This is a genomic window from Salegentibacter sp. BLCTC, from assembly GCF_015143665.1.
In the GTDB taxonomy this organism is placed as follows: Bacteria; Bacteroidota; Bacteroidia; order Flavobacteriales; family Flavobacteriaceae; genus Salegentibacter; species Salegentibacter maritimus.
On sequence record NZ_WYEW01000011.1, the window covers coordinates 37650 to 58426 of the forward strand.

At 37.1% G+C, this 20777-nt stretch carries 11 protein-coding genes and 1 riboswitch; of the genes, 7 read left to right on the top strand and 4 right to left on the bottom strand.

Translation table 11 applies throughout. The features are described 5' to 3' along the window. Positions 1-108: 108 nt before the first annotated feature. The 4 genes from GUB10_RS13605 to nrfH form a co-directional block, all read right to left on the bottom strand. Positions 109-1383, bottom strand: a complete 1275-nt coding sequence (locus GUB10_RS13605; protein WP_193712010.1) for an alginate export family protein — start codon at positions 1381-1383, stop codon at positions 109-111. Between the two features lie 162 nt (positions 1384-1545). Continuing rightward, positions 1546-4692 carry a cytochrome c biogenesis protein gene (gene ccsA / locus GUB10_RS13610; protein WP_227740418.1) on the bottom strand — a complete coding sequence of 1049 codons (3147 nt, stop codon included), beginning with the start codon at positions 4690-4692 and terminating at the stop codon, positions 1546-1548. A 271-nt stretch (positions 4693-4963) separates the two neighbouring features. Further along, positions 4964-6466 carry an ammonia-forming cytochrome c nitrite reductase gene (gene nrfA / locus GUB10_RS13615; protein WP_193712011.1) on the bottom strand — a complete coding sequence of 501 codons (1503 nt, stop codon included), beginning with the start codon at positions 6464-6466 and terminating at the stop codon, positions 4964-4966. Next, positions 6463-7071: a cytochrome c nitrite reductase small subunit gene (nrfH, locus tag GUB10_RS13620; RefSeq protein ID WP_193712012.1), complete on the bottom strand. Its 609-nt coding sequence runs from the start codon at positions 7069-7071 to the stop codon at positions 6463-6465. The genes nrfA and nrfH overlap by 4 nt, the downstream gene beginning before the upstream one ends. A gap of 521 nt (positions 7072-7592) precedes the next feature. Then, positions 7593-7780, top strand: a riboswitch (cobalamin riboswitch). A gap of 177 nt (positions 7781-7957) precedes the next feature. Between nrfH and metE the strand changes: the two genes are divergently transcribed. The 7 genes from metE to GUB10_RS13655 all read left to right on the top strand — a co-directional run bounded on the left by metE (position 7958) and on the right by GUB10_RS13655 (position 20660). After that, on the top strand, positions 7958-10264 hold the full coding sequence (gene metE, locus GUB10_RS13625) for a 5-methyltetrahydropteroyltriglutamate--homocysteine S-methyltransferase (RefSeq protein WP_193712013.1): 2307 nt from the start codon (positions 7958-7960) through the stop codon (positions 10262-10264). A gap of 24 nt (positions 10265-10288) precedes the next feature. Further along, positions 10289-10549 (top strand): cysteine-rich CWC family protein, encoded by a 261-nt coding sequence (locus tag GUB10_RS13630; protein WP_193712014.1) that lies wholly within the window; start codon positions 10289-10291, stop codon positions 10547-10549. A 568-nt stretch (positions 10550-11117) separates the two neighbouring features. Then, positions 11118-11654 (top strand): RNA polymerase sigma factor, encoded by a 537-nt coding sequence (locus GUB10_RS13635; protein WP_193712015.1) that lies wholly within the window; start codon positions 11118-11120, stop codon positions 11652-11654. Positions 11655-11731: 77 nt separating this feature from the next. Next, a complete protein-coding gene (locus tag GUB10_RS13640) occupies positions 11732-12853 on the top strand; it encodes a FecR family protein (RefSeq protein ID WP_193712016.1) in 1122 nt (373 codons plus the stop codon). 109 nt (positions 12854-12962) lie between these two features. Further along, positions 12963-16397 carry a TonB-dependent receptor gene (locus GUB10_RS13645; RefSeq protein WP_193712017.1) on the top strand — a complete coding sequence of 1145 codons (3435 nt, stop codon included), beginning with the start codon at positions 12963-12965 and terminating at the stop codon, positions 16395-16397. A 10-nt stretch (positions 16398-16407) separates the two neighbouring features. Further along, complete coding sequence (locus GUB10_RS13650) at positions 16408-17748, top strand: RagB/SusD family nutrient uptake outer membrane protein (protein ID WP_193712018.1); 1341 nt, start codon at positions 16408-16410, stop codon at positions 17746-17748. Positions 17749-17846: 98 nt separating this feature from the next. After that, on the top strand, positions 17847-20660 hold the full coding sequence (locus GUB10_RS13655; RefSeq protein ID WP_193712019.1) for a pitrilysin family protein: 2814 nt from the start codon (positions 17847-17849) through the stop codon (positions 20658-20660). Positions 20661-20777: the final 117 nt, after the last annotated feature.

The following is a 20777-nucleotide window of genomic DNA, read 5'->3' on the forward strand; positions in this document are numbered from 1 at the left end:
ATTCTTGATTAAAATTACTTGATTCGGAAATCGCTAGTAAATGTTTGCCAGAATTGTTGCGATGAAATTTACTTTCTGAATTTTTTAGGTGTATTAAGTACATTGTTTCTAAAAATCTAAAGAAAATAATTTAGGGTTTACATTAAGCTGAACCCAGGCCCAATTATTAGTATTGTCGCTAGGTTTTCCTCCTTTTACCAGGCTCATACTATCTGATGCAAACATGTGTGAATAACCAACATTAAGATTTACATATTTCATTAATTTATTAGAATAAACAAGGTCTATTTCTGTACCTAAATACTTGTCTGCGTTATTTTGCAATTTTGCATTGGCCATAAAATAATGAGCTTTTAGCAAAAGATTTGATTTTTCACCGGTTCTGAAATTAGCCTTGGCATATAGATCGTTTAAACCTACACTGTTGGCGTGGTTGCCCACATAGAAATAGTCCATAAACCCATTAAATTTATGATTGGTGCCATATAAAGGGAAAAACGATTTATTTTTAGATGCTCCTTCCTGGTCGGTTCCGCTTAACATTTCTATTCCTAACCCAAAAAGAGTACTACCGGGTTTATAAGTGGCTTCCAGGGATAGCTGGTATGCTGAGAGATCGGTGGTATTGTTGGCTTTTCCAAACTGGTAGTAAGCCGAACCCTCCATCTTTACTTTTTGTATTGGAAATTGGAAATAACTACCCATGGTTTGACGATAATAAACATCGTCTGGAGTGGCGTTATTGGGGCCAGTAAAGCCTTGAAACCCGTTGTTTAGAAATAAAAAACTTGCAGAACTTTTATCCCAGGCTTTCTTTAGATAAGCATATTGCATTGTTTTATATGTAAAAAAACCGGTAATCCTATATGTGTTTCCTTCGTTTTTAGGTTGTTCCTGGCTAAAAGCAGTTCCTAAATCCAAATTAAAGCCATTTTTCTGATATTTCAATAATGCGGCATCATGAAAACGACCCTGCATAGCCCAGTCCAATCCGCCAAATATGCGCTGATTATCGTAACTTATTACCTGCCTTCCTACTTTAGTAGACCAATTTTCATTGAAGTTTAGTAGCGCATAGGCCTGAAACAGGGAAAAGGAGTCATTCCCATCTACAGGTAAAATTTGGCGGGTATCCCCCCAGGTGCTCACATCCTGTACGGCAATAAATAATTGTAGTTTTTCAGCACTATAGCCTAAGTTCAGGCGGGTTCGTTGCTGTACAAATACGCCGGGATCGGCATCATTTGAAAAAAGATCGTTATAACCGTGCCGGTATTCAAAACGGGCTCTTAGGTCGGCTTCTGCTTCAAAAGTCTGTGCTACGACTTCATTTACTAAAAATAGTAAGAATAATGCAAGTTTAAAAGAAGATCTGTTAGTCATGAGCGGTAGAATTATACTTTGCTATATAAATATCGATGATTGTTTACTGCTTAAATATGGCTTTAAAACTTTTTTCATTGAATATCTCTTTCCCTTTTTGCGGTGTTGTTTGTTTTTAATGTGCTTTGATTTAATAATTTCACAAACCAATAATTATATGTATCATGCCGAAACTTTCGATTTTCTATATTTTTTGTCCCTAAAAAATGCCAGTATTGCTATAAATATTAAGGCAGCTAAAACTACATAAATGAAAGAAGGTATCGGTAGTGGGTCGCCCCCGGCGTAGCTATGCAAACCTGATAGGTAATAATTTACACCAAAAGATGTCATAATTATAGAGCCAAAGGCAAAAACACTCACTGCATTTAGCACATACCTGCCTCGTAAAGCAGGAATAAATCGAAGATGCAGTACCACTGTATACACTATAATACTTATTAGTGCCCAGGTTTCTTTTGGGTCCCATGCCCAGTATCTACCCCAGGATTCGTTGGCCCAAATACCTCCTAAGAAGGTGCCTACGGCCAGTACGAATAAACCTATGGTCATAGAGATCTCGTTTATATAAGTAATTTCCCTAATTTTTATGTTGATCTTTTTTTGTGAACCTGGAGTTCTAAAAATAATAAGAAGTAAAGCCATTAGGCCTAAAATTGCCGAAAGTGCTAAAGGTGCATAACTACTTACAATGGTTGCTACATGTACTTTTAACCAAAATGACGATTTGAGTACCGGCATTAAATTGGTGATTTCAGGATTTAGCCAATCCAGGTAACTTACAAATAAAAGTGTACCTGTAAACAAGGTGGCCAGCGGCAGGGCAAAGTCAGATTTTCTAAAAGTGAGCAAGCCGCATAAAAGAAGTGTCCAGGCTACAAAAACCAACATTTCATATCCATTACTCCAGGGAGCATGTTGCGCCACATACCATCGCAAAATTATATTCCCTGTAAAAGCTAGAAAGCTGACTAAGGTTACCAGAATTAAAGCATTCCACGCAATTTCTATTGCTTTATTCTTAGCAAAAATTTTCACAATAGCCAGTAATAGGAGTAGAGCGCCTACAGTAAAGTAAATTTGGAACAACCAAAAATTGAGATTTAATTCATTATACCATAGTTCTGCTTCAATTCTCTTTTTACTGGGTATTATTTCGGCCCCCAAAACTTCCTGAAATTTTTTAATGTAAGCTAGTTTCTCGCTGGCAGCAGCCCAATCCTTATTTTTTATATCATTAAAATACCCCGGAATGATGCCCTTCGCAAAACGCGCATCTTCTTTCGGAAAGTCGTTAAAATCGTGAGTGGGACTAAACCATTTATTGGTTTCATCATTACTATTAGGAAAAATTTTTAAATAGTGACCGGCAAAAACATTGTATAAAATATTAAAACGCTCATCTACTTTAATCACTTCTTTGTCCAGCTCACTGCGCTCTGCAGGCTTTTTCTGGTTGGCATCTTCTATAGCTTTAACCAACAAATAATTTCCTTTATCATCAAGTAGCTGGGTAAAAGAAACCATTTCGTCTTCGTTGAATTCCAGCGAAGAAAATGCTCCTCCCGCCTTTTCCTTATCTATTTTAATTAAAGGAATATATTGCCAAACATTAGGAGAGGTATGCATAGCTAAAAATGCCTGATTAGCATCTAAATTAATCGATTCTCCTTTCTTGCTGAATTTAAAATATGGCTTTAAAGTGAGTTTTCTAAGAAATTCTGAAGCCAGGGTATTAACAGGTTTTATACGGCCGTCAAGATCCTGAACCAGGAGTCTTCCAAACATCTCGGCATGCTGTTGGTTTATTTCTTGCTGTTTAATAAGGTCTATTGTAATCTCAGGGTCTGATTCTTGTGCCTGCAAGCCACTAAAACTACTTAAAAATATTGCGAGTAAGATGCTTAGGCTTTTCATCTTTTTTAACTTCTTATTTATTTGGGTAAATCTGGAGGCCTTGCCAAAGAGGGTGAAGAACATTCCAACCATCATTAGGTAGTATCCGGCATAGGTTACGTAAGTTCCGGTGGCATCGTGATTTACGGCGAGTACCGTTCCCTTTTCATCGGTATCGTAACTTGCCTGAAAAAAGCGATACCCACCATAATCCAGTACATTGTTCATATAAATGCGGTGCGGTATTTCTTTGCCATTATCAATAACTTTCACTTCGCTAGCGTAAGAAGAGGGACTTGTCGATCCGGGGTAACGCTCTAATTGGAAATCTTCCAGTTGTATGGCAAAAGGCGTATTGAGGGCTTTAGCTCCATAAGATAGCGTTACTTTTGTATCTCCCAGTTCTATCTCGTGTTGTGAGGGCAAAAAACCCTCTCTGTATAATAAATTTACTTCCTCCTCCTTTTCTCCAATTTTTACATTTACAATAAGCGCATCATCCTTTAGTTCGTCGTTGTCTTTAGGTTTTTCAGACCCGCTAACTAGCTTTATGGCTGCTTTAGGATGGTAAGACAAAGGCACAAATGAAGCGTCCCCATCGCGATATAATGTTCTCAAAGGCATTGGATGCAAACTGTCTTTGGCCAGGGTGCCTGCTTTCTCGCTAGCCATTGCAAAGGTTCCAAGGCTTCGGGGAGATTTAATCTTAAACCTACCATTTTCTTCAATAATATTTATAACTCCTTCCCCTTCAGCTTCAAAACCAACCAAATGATTATGCTCTCCAATACTTTCTATCTCTCCTTTTTGAAGAAAAATAGTTTGGCGTCGGCTTCCTGCAGAAACTACCATTTGCAACATAGGTTTTCCTTCATCAACGTCATCTACGATTTCCGGAACAGCATCGGCTACAAATTCATTATAACTAACGCTTACTGGTACATTATTGAATTCGGATTCTATAGAAAAGTCATTATCTCCAATTGGCGAAAAGCTTATTCTTTTTTCCAATGTTTTCGATTTATTTTGATCGCTTACGGTAAACTTTAAAAAATTAGTATCTGAAATAATTGTGTTTGAAGTTGCACCCTCACGAATTCGCATAATTCCTCCGTAAGAAGTATACCTGGTAATTCCCGCACCAATAAGTATTACAATAAATGCCAAATGAAATAGTAGGATGGCCCATTTTTCCTTTCTCCAGAGGTTATATTTAAAAGTATTGGCTAAAAAGCTTAACCCCAGCCCAAGCATGATGAGCTCAAACCATAGGGAGTCGTAAATTAATTGCCAGGCAGTTGCGGTGCCAAAATCATTTTCTACAAAGGTAGCGACGGCCATTGCTATAGCGTAGGCAAACAATAAGATGATAGCTAAAACCGGTGATGCAAAGAGCTTGTATAATTTCTTCATTTAATTTCTTTTTTCTCTATAAAATATGGGAGGTTGTCTAAAAGTTAGATATGGTCAAGCTAAATTTTTTGTAGAATTCACCCCGAATTTATTTCGAGGTTCTAATAAGTTTTCAGCCTTTTAAACGCTGAAAAATAAACCTAAAATGACGATTTTTAGAACTTTTTGAGACATCCTCCCATATAAATCAATCCTTAATTATACTCCGAAACTTGTTTCGAAATCAAAAAATCTATTTGTTTGGTGCTTCGTTGACTTATAGGGAATTAATTTATTCTTCTGTTGAGGTTACTGCTTTTTTTGTATCCATTTTTGCTTCTCGCTCTTCGGCTTGTTCCATCCATTTAGGAAGAAGGTTTTCTTTGAAGCGCTCTTTTTCAGCCTCAAGCTTCTCTATATCCAGGCCAATATATTTTTGAGCTTTTTCTTTGGTGTTAATGTCGGGCATTTCAATAGGCTTGTTATGGCCAAGGTCGGCCAACAAACGACTTAACTTAAGTCGGGCATCCTGAGCTTTTACAAGGCCTCCACCTATAACTCTAGCAATCTCTACCGGTGCATGGAATGAAGCTCCGTGAGCTGCAGCCGAAAAATCCCATCGCCATTGTGCGTGGCGAATATCTGTAAGTATATCTTTCATTTGCTCTTCTGTTGCACCTAAATCCCAACATTTTTTAGCTTCTAAATGGGCTCTTACCAATAAATCTTCAAGTTTTAACCTGTTCTCAGTAGATTTTGCCTGTCTTTCATAAACATTTTCAATCAACTTTTTTGATTCTTCTCTATGGCATACCTGGCAGGCATTTGAGGTATTGTTAAGTGGAGACTGGATATGGTGATCGGTAAATTTCTGGCCGCCTTCGCTTTTATACGGCATATGGCAATCTGCACAAGAAACCCCTCTATCTGCGTGTACACCGGTTTTAAAGGTTTCATATCCGGGGTGTTGTGCTTTCAGCATGGGTGCTTTACTTAACTGGTGGGTCCAGTCTGAAAATTCTATATTATCATAGTATTTTTCCATGTCTTCCACACTCATACCTTCTTTCCAGGGGAAAACAAGATAAGGCACTCCTTCTTTACCGGGAAGATCTTTATTAAAATAGTATTCCACGTGACATTGCGCGCAAACAAGGGAACGCATCTCGTTATGGGTAGCATCGTTGATATCTTTGCCCATAGCGTCAAAGGCCTCAACTAGGGCAGGTCTTGTAATACGAAGTTTCATGCTTTTGGGATCGTGACAATCGGCACAGCCAATTGGGTTTACCACCTGGTCTCCTTTATCGGCCCATTTACCACTGTAAAATTCAGTTACGCCAATCTCATCCATAAGGCGGGGAACATCGGGGCTTTTACAGGTCCAGCAGGTAGAGGGCATTGGGCCATCTCCTTCTCCTTCGGGGCCACCGGTTCTTAAGGTGTTATGAATATCTTCTATAGCATAGGCGTGTCCGCGTCCCTGATTATAGTCTTTAGAGAATCCGTAACCGGCAAAAAGAATTACCAGGTTGGGGTCTTCCTCTAAAACATCAATCATAGACGAGCCTCCTTGAAAAGATCTAAATGTGGTATCTTTTGTTTGAAGATAAGACTGGTATTCCTTTGGGTAATTCTCCCCCCAAACTTCATTTCTGGGTTCATTTTCACTAATTTCCACTTTGGGCACAAACTCATATTTTGCCTCAGATTTTCTGTTGATGATACTCGAGGCTAATAGCCCCAAAAGAAACACAACAATAATAGTAACAATAAAAAGAACTTTGTTTTTCATTCTTGTAATTTTTTGGAGGTTTGTTCTGCCAACCAATCGGGGATAACCATTTCTTCTTTATCGGTTGGAATTGGTGCTAAATTATATTTAATGCTATGTAAGCCGTGAATTTTTCCGTGAGGAACCTGTTGGTGGCAACTCCAGCATTGCCTGCCGGTGCGTTTCTCCCTATGATCTTCAATCCAACCATCATATTTAACCTGGGTAACCTGTTGCACATGGCACCTAATGCAGTTTTGTTGAACCACTTCCTGTGAAGCTTCTCTCATTTCTATTACATCTGGCTCGGCCCGGGCAGTAAAAACCGAGGCATGGTATAAACCATCTTTGGCTTTGAAGTAGTATTTATTTACAAAATTATCATGAGGAACATGGCAATCATTACAATTAGCCCACTCTCGGTGAGAACTGTTCATCCAGCTATTGTATACCGGAGTCATTACATGGCAGTTTACACAGGCCTGTGGATCGTCGGAAAGATATGAAGTGACCCTGGCTTCTCTCATCATAAAAAGTCCCAAACCAATAATAACGGCTATAAAAAATAAAGCAATTTGGCGCCAGTTGGAGCCACGTTCAGGTAGAATTTTGAAGGATGGTTTCATCGGGTCGGGGCGGTAATAAATTGATTATTCTTTATTAATTTTATGTAAATTCTACAAAACTTAGCACAATTTAAAAACTCTGTTCTTATAAAAATATGACCTTAATCAGGTTCCAATAAAATATTAAGGAATCAGTTTATTGTTTTATAATGATTGTTATTTTAACCTAAATATTGTTATAAAAGGTTTTTGTTGATGATTAAAACCCGAAGTTAGTCTTTTTTTAACATATTTCATAATGTTTAGGGTTTCGAAAGCTTCAACATTTCTTAATAGGAAATCCTGAGATTTTATTGGCACCTCTAAAAGGTATAATGCTTTGAGGCTTGGCTCGAAATTAAAAAAATGTTTCCATCAAATGCCTTGTGGGCTTGTACCGAGGTAGTGTACCCTTAAAAGGTTTAAGGCTTATAATCAATTTCTTTCGGGTGTTAAGTGACAAGAACCCTATTTAAGCTCAATGAAAGTCTTGAAATTAAATAAATAATCCCTAGTTTTATCCCGCATAAGTTCTTTAGCATACTTCATCAAACAGAAAAGGTTTTACTTAAGGTAGATTAATAGGGAATCGTGTGAGAATCACGAACTGTCGCGCAACTGTAAGTAACATAATAAAGCTACTGTCCAAAGAATTATCCACTGCATAACGCGGGAAGGATGACAGCAGCCGTTACAAGTCAGGAGACCTGCCTATTCTGATTGGACAATGCTTTCGCGGTTTGAAGCTTAGGTCTTAGAGATGTACCCGTTATAATACTTTTTATTTTACAGGAGAAGTATGTCTTTTTGGGTGTATCTTCTTTCTCCTTTTTTTTCTTATCGCCTGGCATTACGAAGCATTTATAAAGACTTTTAAAACAAATTGTTTAATTATTAAAAGTTAGAAATGCAAACGCACATTCTTGGCTATCCGCGAATTGGTAGCAACAGAGAACTCAAAAAAGCCTGCGAGCAATATTGGTCAGGCAAAAGTGAACTTCAGGATCTTCTTCAGGTAGGAAAAAAAAGCCGCCATGAAAACTGGAAGCTTCAAAAAGACGAAGGAATTGATCTAATTCCCTGTAACGATTTTTCTTATTATGACCAGGTTTTGGATATGAGCCTTACCGTAGGAGCTATTCCTGAACGTTATAGGGAGATTGAAAGTAGAAGTGATTTAACCAATCTTGATTTATATTTTGCGATGGCCAGAGGCTATCAAAAAGATGGCTTAGATATTACCGCCATGGAAATGACCAAATGGTTCGATACCAATTATCATTATATCGTTCCTGAATTTTCCAAAAATCAGCATTTTAAGCTTAACTCCAATAAGATTCTCAACGAATTTAAGGAGGCAAAGGAAACTGGGGTTCAGCCTAAACCTGTAATTATTGGACTGGTTACATACCTTCTTTTGGGAAAAGAAAAAGAGGGAGGTTTTGATAAAATAGACCTTGCAGAAAAACTATTGCCGGTTTATCAGGAGCTTTTAACTCAATTACAGGAAGAAGGAGCACAATGGATTCAGTTTGACGAGCCTTTTCTAGCTTTAGATCTAGATGAGAAAGCCAGGGATGCCTACTCTTTTGTATATAATGAGCTTAGAAAAAAATTCCCTAAACTTAGATTTGTTCTCAGCACTTATTTTGAAGGCCTTAACGACAATCTTGCCCTGGCTCTAAAGCTTCCGGTAGATGTGTTACACCTGGATTTGGTGCGATGCCCATCACAATTAGACAGGGTGCTTGAAGAAATTCCTGCTAGCTTAAATTTATCGCTCGGGATAGTAGATGGACGTAATATTTGGAAAAATGATTTTGAAAATTCCCTTCATCTTATTCAAAAGGCACAGGATAAAATAGGTTCTGATAGATTGCTACTGGCTCCTTCCTGTTCGTTGTTACATGTTCCATACGATCTTGATTTGGAGACTGAAATAAACCCTGAAATTAAGAACTGGATGGCCTTTGCCCGGCAAAAAGTAAGAGAATTAAAAACTCTTCGGGCTTTGGCTACCGGTAGTACTGAAGCGCCCCTTTTAAAGGAGTTTAAAGAGAATTTAGAGGCTGTTAAGAGTAGAAAAACTTCAGAGGTAATTCACAACAAAAAGGTGAAAGATGCGGTGAGTCAAATTTCAGAAAAAGACTCACAAAGATCCAACTCCTTCAGCATAAGAAAGATTGAGCAGCAGAGAGTATTGGATTTGCCTTTGTTTGCTACCACCACCATTGGTTCGTTTCCGCAAACCAAAGAAGTGAGGAGTTGGAGGGCTCAATTAAAAAAAGGAAAATTATCAGCAGAAGAATATGATAGTTTACTAAAAAAAGAAACCCAAAATGCCATAAAATGGCAGGAAGAAATAGGTCTAGATGTTCTTGTACATGGAGAATATGAGCGTAACGACATGGTAGAATATTTTGGAGAGCAATTAGATGGTTTTCTGTTTACCAAAAAAGCCTGGGTACAAAGTTACGGTAGCCGATGTGTTAAGCCTCCTATTATATATGGAGATGTCTCCAGGCCAGAAGCCATGACGGTTTATTGGTCTCAATATGCGCAATCTTTAACCGATAAATGGGTTAAAGGAATGTTGACGGGGCCTGTAACAATCTTGCAATGGTCCTTTGTTAGAGACGATCAACCAAGATCTGCCACTTGTAAACAAATAGCTTTGGCTATTCGTGAAGAAGTAAAAGATTTAGAGCAGGCCGGGATTCAAATAATTCAAATTGACGAACCTGCCATTAGAGAAGGATTACCGCTACGGATATCCGGCTGGAAAGAATATTTAAATTGGGCGGTTACTTGTTTTAAATTAGCATCGGCAGGGGTAAAAGATTCTACTCAAATTCATACACACATGTGCTATTCTGAGTTTAATGATATTATGGAGAGTATAGCAAATATGGATGCAGATGTGATTACCATTGAGTGCTCCCGATCGCAAATGGAGTTGCTGGAAATTTTTTCTGATTTTGAGTATCCCAATGAAATTGGTCCGGGGGTTTATGATATACATTCCCCCAGGGTTCCTGCCGCCGAAGAAATGCTTACTTTGCTAAAAAAAGCAGAAAAAGTAATCCCTGCAGAACAACTTTGGGTAAATCCAGATTGTGGTTTAAAAACCAGGAAATGGGAAGAAACTGAAGCTGCATTAAAAGCAATGGTTAATGCCGCAAAAATGGCAAGAACTGCTTTGGTGGAGAATTAAAACCAACTTTTTTTATAAATATCCATGAAGCACGAAGAAAAATACTGCCCAAGATGTAAAACAGCCTTTGAATGTAAAGTTGGCTCTATAGAACTTTGCCAATGCTCTCAAGTGGTACTGGATAATGAAGAACTGGAATACATACATAAACTTTATGAAAGTTGCCTTTGCGCTAAATGTATGAAGGCTTTAAAAACAGAGTATCGCAACCAAAATTTACAGGAAAAATTAAAGGCTATCCTGGGTGTATTTTATAGGCCGCCAAAAAATAATAAAGGCGGTTGAAGAGGCTTAGTTGGAATTTTATTGACACTGCCAAAGGGTGTAACACCCCGAGGTAGTTAACTGAAAAAGTATTTTTGGTTAACAATAACAAATTAAGGCTGTCTGAAAGGCTAATTTTCACCAAACTGGATTTATTTCAGTTTAAAAAGCTCAAGGTGAATTTTTAAGGCTTTTCAGGCAGTCTTTTTATATCATGGTATCTCAATCTGCCAGGTTTATTTTTCAGTCCGGAAATTTTAACCGGTTACTTACAACCCACTTTAGCCGATATTAATAGCTGTTGATTAAAATGAGTAAAATTTGTTCAAGTAAAAAAAATGATTCTTTCCAGTTTACATCTCTTGTTCTTTTTATGACTTTTTTACTTAAGTGGGTTTACGCATTGTTAGCAGGGTCTTCTTTAAAGAAAATATAAATAGGTTCTATAAAACTATTTATAAGCCATATAAATTTTCCTCAATTTATAGCTTTTAGAAAAATAAAATAAAACTTTGGAAATAGTATATTAGCATTTTGTTAACTATTGCAAACATTATGAGTGCCTATACCTGGCGTAAAAGGTTTAAAAATGCTGCAAAAAAAACTGAAGAACGGAGATTCAAAAGCATTAGAGGAAATTTACAACCTGTATTTTTCTAAAGTATATGCCGTTGCCATAAAGTTCGTGAAAAATGAAAGTGTTGCCCTGGACCTGGTGCAGGACTCCTTTTTAAAAATATGGAAAAACCGTAGTAGCATTAACCTGGAACTCCCTTTAGATCAGCAGTTGTATGTTATTACCAAGAATGTTGTTTTTGACCATTTTCGAAAAAAAGTAAACGAAGAAAAGCTATTGAGGGAATACAAATTACACCAGGAGCAAGCCAGGAACCCTACAACTTCTAGTGAAAATGATCAGCTAAAAAAATTGAATGGCCTATTAGAGCAACTCCCTAAACGACAGCAAGAAATTTTTAAATTAATTAAATTTCAGGGATATACTTATAATGAAGTTGCTTCTAAGTTAGGTATTTCTAAACATACCGTTTCCAGCCACTTTTCAACAGCCATGAAGTTTTTAAAAAAGAATAGTAGGCTGTTCGGCTTTTTCTTTCCAATACTATAAAAACTTAAAATTTTAACATTTGGAACTAGTGATTTTCTAGATGGGCATCGTAAACCTTATAGAAACACTTGTAACCAATGTCTCAAAATATTCACATTTTATTAGAAAAATTCTTTGAAGGTAATTGTACTCGTCATGAAATTAATGTTTTAAAGAATTACTTCGAAAAGGATTCTTTTGAAGAGCTTGAGGCTTTTTTGCTGGATGAATGGAATGATCCTAAGCCTAATGATTTACCCCGTGAAAAAAGGGAATTGGTTCTGAAAGAGATTATGAAACAGGTGAGTGTTGAAAAACAGTCACGTTTTAAATTGACTGCATTTTTAAAATATGCAGCCATCTTTATTGGAATACTTGGCGTGTCAATCTGGTTTTTTAACCTGCCCGCTGATACGCAAGATAGTCCTGAAATAACCATTGAGTTGGAAGATGGGAGTATAAGAACATTAGATTCACAAGAAGACCTGGTAGAACATTCAGATTTTACTTATAAAAAGGGGAAATTGTTGTATACACCAAAAAGCAAGCCTTCAAATGAAAAGTTGGAATTTAATACCATACGTGTGCCTTTTGGAAAATCGGTAACATTGGTTTTATCTGATGGTTCCACGACTATAATTAATGCGGGGTCTTCTTTAAAGTATCCAAAAACTTTTCTAAAAGGGAAAGGCCGTGAGGTTTACCTTGAGGGGGAAGCGTATTTTGAAGTGGTCTCAAACCCCGACGAACCATTTATAGTAAATTCAAATCATACCAGAACACAGGTTTTAGGGACAAAGTTTAATGTTTCGGCTTATCCTGGCGATAAGGATGAAAATATTGCATTGCTGGAAGGTTCAGTGCAGGTTTCTACAGAGGGATTACAGCATACAAGTGTGCTTAAGCCTAATGAAATGGCTGTATTTCAAAAATCCAAGAATTCTTTGCACAGTGTTAATACCAATGCCACCGACCATATCGCATGGACTAAAGGAATTATGCTTTTTAGAAACGAAAAGTTTAGCACAATTCAACGTAAACTTGAAAGACACTACAATGTTAGTATAGATTGTAAAAATAAGGATCTATTACAGCAAAGCTTTACCGGGCGTTTTAGAAATGAGTCTATAGAAGAAGTTTTTAAAACCTTTCAGAGAGCCGCCTCCTTCAATTTTAGTATAAACAACGATAAAGTTACCATTAATCCAAAAAATAATTAATATGACATAAGGCTACAAAAAGAGAAAATCGGAAAATGCTGGAACATTTCCCGATTTAAAATACAAATTATTTAAAAATTTCCTCAATTCTTAAACTAAAAACAAAATTATGAAAAAAATATTAGCTTTGTTCGGAGCTACCGAACCAAAGTGTAAAAGGTTATCGCTTAAACTTTCCTTTTTATTTTTCATGCTTTCTCTTTTCCCAATTAATGCCAATACTTATGGGCAGGAAAAAGTTTCAATACATCTGGAAAAAGTCTCTCTGGCACAGGTGTTTGAAGAGATAGAAGCAAAGACTTCTTATAATATCTTTTATGAAAACTCTATAATTGATTTAGAGCGAAAAGTTTCCTTAGATGTTTCAAATCAAGAAGTTAAAACCGTTCTGGAGATGCTGTTCAAGAATACAGCTATTAATTTCGAAATTTTAAAGGAGCAAATAATTCTAACCAAAAAAGATATTCCGTTAAAGTCTAGCTCCCGGGAGCCCCAATCGCAACAAAGGGAAATTAGCGGAAAGGTTTTAGATGAAAAGGGAGTTCCGCTATTGGGCGCTACAATTACTGTTAAGGGTATGAACCGCGGTACTACCGCTAATTTCGACGGTGAATTTAGCCTGGCAGTACCAAATGAGGCTGTTTTAAATATTTCTTTTGTAGGTTATAAAAGTAAAGAAGTTGAGATAACCGATAAGAATTTCTATGAAATAACCCTACAAGCAGATCTTGGTAATCTTAATGAAGTGGTGGTAGTAGGATATGGTACTACAGAACGACAGAATTTAACCGGTGCGGTGAGTACGGTAAATATGGAGAATATTCGAATGCAATCTCCCAACATAAATCTAGACCATGCTTTGCAAGGTCAAATTCCCGGAGTTTATGTTTCTGGAGCTACCGGGCAACCCGGGGCACCTGCCAGGATTAGAATTAGGGGAACAACTTCCTTACAGGGCTCAAATCAACCGCTTTATGTAATTGATGGTATTCCGGTGGTTCCTAATAGTAATATCCCGGTAGGTGGTAGAGAAGGCCAGGGACTGGGTGGTGTGCTGGAGGCGCAAGGCCTAAATACACCCATTGGAAATATTAATGCGAACGATATTGCTTCTATTACTGTATTAAAAGATGCATCTGCCGGGGCCATTTACGGTTCTCGTGCAGCCAATGGGGTAATAATAATTGAAACCAAATCAGGGAATTTCTCCCAGGCTCCCCGATTTAATATAGACTATTCTTTAAGCTCGCAGGAAGCCAAAACCCTTGATGTTTTAAATGCTGAACAATTTAAAGCAATTACTACTACCGCAGTAGAAAACGGTATCTTAGATAATTCTTACACTAGAAATGTTTTAGATGGTTCTTATTTTGGAAATGCCAATACCAATTGGGAAGAAGTACTTTCTCCTTCTAGTTCGGTAATCTCGAATTTTAATTTAAGTGTGCAGGGTGGTAGTGAAAATACCCGATATTTTTCAGCAATAGGAGCCAATACACAGGAGGGGGCTTTTGAAGGATCAAACTTCGATAGATATTCGTTTAAGCTTAATCTGGATACTAAAGTTAACAATGCATTGAGTATTGGAGTTCAGTCTAGCATTTCATATACAAACCAGGATGCGCTTGATAGATCATTAATTGATAGAATGTACACCTTTAGACCAGATTTGCCAATTTTTGATACTGATGGAAACTATTCTTTTTCCAGTGGTTATGCAAGCGAAAGCCCGGCAGCTTTAGCCCAGGCTACCAATAATAACCAAACCCTATTACTGCTTACTTCTTTATTTGCAGAATTGGAAATTACCGATGGTTTAACTGCAAAATCCCTTATTGCATTAAACTACAACGATGGTTCGCAAGCAAGTTTCTATCCAAAATTCACCTTTAGAGGTGGGTGGAGTAGTTTTACAGGAGAAGGCGATGGATATGCCCAACAGAGCTCCAGTAAGTTTTCTAACCTTATGTGGGAAAATACATTAAGATATGATAAAGTTTTTAATGAAGTTCACCAAATAAATACAGTAATTGGTGCTTCATTTGAGCAAAATAAAACTTCTTTGCTTAAAGGCTGGGGAACCGGTTATTTTAACGATGTGCTTACCAACATCTCTAGCGCTACAGTAAGTAGGGACGCTTCCTCTAATAAAACGGCTTATGGTTTGGAGTCTTATTTTGGAAGATTCAATTATAATTTTGATTCCAGATATTTACTAAGCTTATCGGCCAGGGTAGATGGTTCTTCCAAATTTGCCAAAGAAAATACCCACGCTTTTTTCCCTGCGGCTGCAGTGGGATGGAGACTTTCAGAAGAAGCTTTCCTTAAAAACTCTAATACAGTTAATGAACTTAAGTTAAGGACTAGTTGGGGTGTTACGGGGCAACAGGACTTTTCTCCTTACCAGTGGAGAACGCTTTATGCAACAGATGATTATGGAGATATGCCCGCTATTGTACTTAACCAGTTAGGAAATGATCGCTTAAAATGGGAACGCAGTAAACAATTTGACCTTGGAGTTGATTACTCCCTTTTTGATGATAGGCTTAGCGGTACTATTGGTTATTATGAAAAGAATACCGAGGATGCTATTTTTACAGCCATTAGCCCGGGTAGTACAGGTTTTTCTTCTGTAAAGGCCAATGTAGGTAATACCAGTAACAAGGGTGTTGAGTTTGAAATAAATGCCGATATAATTAGATCAGGTAGTTTTAACTGGCGCCTTGGCTTAAATGCCAATAAAAACACGAATAAATTAACCGAAATTTCTGATGACTTTAAAGATGAAGATGGTTTTGTATCTGGCTTTGGCGGTGGAGGTTTACTTAGGGAAGGAAGCCCAATAGGACTTATCTACGGTTATGTGTCAGAAGGTATTTTTCAGGAACAAAGCGAGATTGATGGGCTAAATGCTAATTCTCCTACCGGAATTTACCAAGAGGCCGGGACGTCTCCAGGTGACCTTCAATTTGCAGATCTTAACAATGATGGGGTGGTGAATGCCCAGGACCAGGAGGTTATTGGTGATACCCAACCCGATTTCTTTGGAGGGTTTACCAATACCTTTAGCTATAAAGGCTTCTCACTTACTACCTTATTCAATTTTTCAGTAGGGAATGATTTACATTGGTTTAACCAGGCAAGGTCTATAAATTTTGCCAATTCATATTTTGGTGAAAATAAGACTACTGAAGTGCTTAATGCCTGGACCCCAGAAAACCCAACCAACCAGCCAAGGGCAGTTTATGGAGATCCAAATAATAACGATCGTATTTCAAGCTATTATGTATATGATGCTTCTTTCCTACGTTTAAAAACCGTAAACCTTCAATATGTGTTTTCTAAGGAAGCTTTGAACAAGTTTGGGTTTGTAAATAGTGCCACTATATACGTTACCGGACAAAACTTGTTAACCTTTACCAACTACCCTGGTGCAGATCCTGAAGCTTCTAACTTGTATAATAACGATATAAGTGCAGGAAGAGACAATAACAGGTATCCTATATCTAGAGTATTTACGGCAGGAGTGAAAATTGGATTTTAAAAACTATATGATGAAAAAAATAATAATACCTATATTATCAATATTCCTAATGGCATCCTGTGAACTAACCGATGTCTTAGATCAGGACCCACCAAATAATTTGGTTCCCGAGAATGTAGTGAAAAATGAGAATGACGCAAAAGCATTATTGAATGGTGTTTACAGTACAATAATTTCTTTCTCAAGTGCGCATTATTATATGTACTCAGAATTAGTTCCCGCTGGCCTTAGCGGATCTATGAGCTACATTGGTTTTGGTGACGGAAATTCAGCTTTTGTGACCAACAGCGTTCTTTTTGACAATAGTGAATTAAAAAGTTTCTGGCAAATTAAGTACAAAGTACTGGATGCAGCTAATAATACCATAGCTCTTGTAGAGGAATTGCCCGATGAAGAATTTTCGGGGAATACCAAGTCTGAAATTATTGGCGAAGCTCATTTTTTAAGGGCAATGAGTAGCTTTGATTTATTAAGGTATTTCGGTGAGTTCTACGATTTAGATAGTGAATATGGAATTATTATTCGTACAGAACCGGTAAACTTTGTTACCCGTAATAAAGCTAGAAGCAGCGTGGCCGCTACCTACGAGCAGATATTGTCAGATTTAGATTATGCCATCGCTAATGCTCCAGATTTTTCGGTAAACCATAGAGCTTCTAAAACTGCGGCTAAGGCATTAAAAGCTCGTGTGCTTTTGTTCATGGGGAACTATAGTGGTGCAGCCAGTATGGCAAACGAGGTTATAGAAAGCCAGGTTAGGCAATTGGAGCCAGATTTTCCTACAGTGTTTAATAATGGATTAAATTCTTCTGAAATTATTCTTCTTACCCATAGAAGTCCAGATTCAGACACTGAAGACAATAACCGAAAGCGATTTTATTCAGGAAAAACCGGTAACAGCTGGTATCCTGAAATGATGGAAGGAGACCCCAGGCAGGAGTTTACCTATGATGGGCTTAAAATTCTGAAGGTAAATAATGAGGAAACTTTTAGGCCTACTTACTTTCTTAGATTGGCTCAAATGTACTTAATTAAAGCTGAAGCCCTGGCATTTGAAAATGCTGCGCTTGAAGATATTCAGGAACCACTTAATGCAATTCGTTTAAGAGCAGGTTTGGCACCTTCTGAAGCAACTACTATCGAGGCTGTAAAAGAAGAGATCTTTCAGGAATATGTGAAAGAACTTGCTTTTGAAAATGGTACCGAATGGTTTGCTGCGATTAGATTTAATAAAATTATGGAGCTAAAGCCGGAAGTAACAAATAAAAACCAATTCATTTTACCAATACCGGAAGATGAAATTTTTGGAAATTCAGAATTAAACCTTTCAGACCAGAATCCTGGTTATTAATAATACAATGCCCAAAAAGTAAAAAAAAAGCCTCTAAATCAAAGGTATACATCTGCTTTTTGGGTGTTTATAAAAATCATTTTTTAAAGATAAACTATATGAGTAAATTAAAATTCCTTACGGGGATACTGCTTTTTTGTGCCCTAACCAATCTAGTTGCCCAGGACCTAACTAAAAAGGTTCCTATAGATCCTTCTATAACTACTGGAAAGCTTGATAACGGTTTAACTTACTATATTAAACATAATCCCAAAACAGAGAACAAAGCAGAATTACGCCTGGTTATAAATGCAGGTTCCTTACTGGAAACCGAAGAACAACAAGGTCTTGCCCACTTTCTTGAGCACATGGCATTTAATGGAACCCGTAATTTTGAAAAAAATGAACTTATTGACTACCTGGAAAATCTGGGAGTACTATTTGGTGCCGACCTTAATGCGCACACCAGTTTTGATGAGACCGTTTATAAGCTAACACTGCCAACAGATGATGAAGAGGTTTATGATAAAGGTATTGAGATTTTAAGAGACTGGAGTGATGGTATAACCCTGGCAGAAAAAGACATAGATGAGGAACGTGGCGTGATTGCAGAAGAATTGAGAAGCGGACTTATAGGTTCACGCCGACTTTTTAACAGTTATATACCTTTAATTACAAATAATGCCCGGCACGCCGAAAGGCTTCCTATTGGAAAATTAGACGTTATTCTTAATGCTGATTACGAAGAGCTTAGAAAATTTTATAGAGATTGGTATAGACCAGATCTAATGGCTTTAATGGTAGTTGGGGATATTGATGTAGAAGAAACCAAACAAAAAATAATACAAAATTTTGGGGACTTGAAGAACCCAACCAGTCCTAAGCCACGAACCCAATATGGTATACCTGATAATAAGGAATTAAAGGCCGGTATTTTTACAGATCCCGAGGTATCATCCCTTAAGTTTTTTGCTTATTATAAAAAACAGAAAAACAACACCGAAACTTTAGAAGATTACCGCAAAACCTTAGTGGGTAGGTTGTATACCGGTATGTTAAACCTGCGAATGGAAGAGGCCAGGGAAGAAGGAAGAGCTCCTGTTATTGAAATTAAAGGAGGAATGGGGAATTTTCTAGCCGATAAGAATTCATATTTTGTAAGTGCTACCCTTAAAGAAGACCAGATTAAAGAAGGTATTATTGCTACGCTTAAAGAAAGTGAACGGGCTAAACGTTATGGCTTTAACCAAAGTGAATTAGATCGCTATAAAAAACAACTTCTTAATCGTGCAAACCTGGTTAGAAAGGAAGAAGGAAAAATCAATTCTCGTAGTTATGTTGAAGATTATGTAGATCATTTTATAGAAGGTGATCCAATTCCGGGTAGTGAATTTACCTACAATTTTTACAAAGACCAGCTTCCTACAATTAGCCTGGAAGAAGTAAATGCCTTAAGTGAGAAATGGATAGGCGATGAGAATATAAGCTTAATCCTAGCAGGACCGGAAAAAGATGATTTAAAACTTCCGGGAGAGGAAACTTTGGTACAGTGGTTTGAATCTGTAAAAGATTTGAAATTAGAACCCTATGAAGACGATTTAAAAGTAGATGAATTAATGTCCTGGGAACCAAAACCGGGAAAGGTTAAAAGTACTTCTTACAATAAAGATATTAATGTTACCGAATGGGAATTATCAAACGGGGTAACAGTAGTTTTGAAACCTACAAAATTACAAAATGATGTTATAAGCATTAGTGCTGTTCGTCCCGGCGGTAGTTCTTTAGCTCCCGATGAAGACTATATTTCTGCACGTTTTGCAGCAGGTATAATCAATAAAAGCGGTTTAAATAATATTTCTGAAAGCGGATTGAGAAAACTGAATATGGGAAAGACAGTTTCAGTTAAAAATTATATAAACTTTTATGAAGAACTAATCTCTGGAGAGAGCTCTACTAAAGATTTAGAAACGATGTTAAAAATGATACATCTTTCTTTTACCAATCCTAATAAAGACGAAGCTGCCTTTTCAGTTTTTAAAGACAGAAGGGTTTCAGCCTATAAAAATAACGAAATCACCCCTTATAGCTATTTCCGTAAGAAAATCGCTATTGAAATGAGCGATAACCATCTTAGGGCTGTTCCGGTAGAATCGAAACAAATTAAAGATGGATTGAATTTAGATAAAGCTTTTGATTTTTATAAAGAACGCTTTGCTTCTGCCAAAGGCTTTACCTTCTTTATTTTAGGAAATTTTGAACTGGACTCTATAAAGCCTTATGTTGAAACTTATATTGCTAGTTTACCTTCAAAGAATATAAAGCAAAAGAGCAAAGACATTAAATTGCGCTATACCCAGGGGAATAACGAAACCTTTTATAAAGGACAGGAAGATAAAGCTGAAGTGCATCTTAGGTATACAGGTAAATTTGATTTTTCTACAAGAAAAAGAGATTTATTAAGTGCACTGACGCACGTTATAAGGCTTAGGTTATATGAAGAATTAAGAGAGAATAGAGGAGGGGTTTATGGTGTTAGAGTAGCTTCATTTGCTACAGATATACCTTACAAATGGTACCGCCAAAGCATTGACTTTACCACTGCTCCAGATGATGTTGAGGACCTTATAAAGGCCGTACACGTAGAATTAGATAAAATTAGAAAAGAAGGGGTGACCCAGGAAGATTTAAATAAGGTAAAAGAAGCTTTACGCTTAAGGGGAAAAGAAGGCCTGGACTATAATAGTTATTGGTCTATGAAGCTAAAAGAAGCTTATAAATACAACCTGGACCCTTCTAAAATTCCAGACTTTAATTCTTTTGCCGATGAATTAAGCTCAAAGGAGCTTCAGGAGCTTGCCAAAGAATATTTAATAGAAGATAATTATTCTCAATTTATTCTTCTACCTGAAAAAATGGAAAAGAAAGCTGGGTAATTTCAGTGATTTGATTGAGTTAGCAAGAAAAACCGTTTCGTTAAAAAGAAACGGTTTTTTTTATGACTTTTTTACAAGCTTTTTAATCATTCAAGCTTACATAGCCAATGAATAAGC

Excerpts from the sequence above, each read along its gene's own strand:
- GUB10_RS13605 (WP_193712010.1), bottom strand. The coding sequence starts at position 1,383 with ATGACTAACAGATCTTCTTTTAAACTTGCATTATTCTTACTATTTTTA.
- ccsA (WP_227740418.1), bottom strand. The coding sequence starts at position 4,692 with ATGAAGAAATTATACAAGCTCTTTGCATCACCGGTTTTAGCTATCATC.
- nrfA (WP_193712011.1), bottom strand. The coding sequence starts at position 6,466 with ATGAAAAACAAAGTTCTTTTTATTGTTACTATTATTGTTGTGTTTCTT.
- nrfH (WP_193712012.1), bottom strand. The coding sequence starts at position 7,071 with ATGAAACCATCCTTCAAAATTCTACCTGAACGTGGCTCCAACTGGCGC.
- metE (WP_193712013.1), top strand. The coding sequence starts at position 7,958 with ATGCAAACGCACATTCTTGGCTATCCGCGAATTGGTAGCAACAGAGAA.
- GUB10_RS13630 (WP_193712014.1), top strand. The coding sequence starts at position 10,289 with ATGAAGCACGAAGAAAAATACTGCCCAAGATGTAAAACAGCCTTTGAA.
- GUB10_RS13635 (WP_193712015.1), top strand. The coding sequence starts at position 11,118 with ATGCTGCAAAAAAAACTGAAGAACGGAGATTCAAAAGCATTAGAGGAA.
- GUB10_RS13640 (WP_193712016.1), top strand. The coding sequence starts at position 11,732 with ATGTCTCAAAATATTCACATTTTATTAGAAAAATTCTTTGAAGGTAAT.
- GUB10_RS13645 (WP_193712017.1), top strand. The coding sequence starts at position 12,963 with ATGAAAAAAATATTAGCTTTGTTCGGAGCTACCGAACCAAAGTGTAAA.
- GUB10_RS13650 (WP_193712018.1), top strand. The coding sequence starts at position 16,408 with ATGAAAAAAATAATAATACCTATATTATCAATATTCCTAATGGCATCC.
- GUB10_RS13655 (WP_193712019.1), top strand. The coding sequence starts at position 17,847 with ATGAGTAAATTAAAATTCCTTACGGGGATACTGCTTTTTTGTGCCCTA.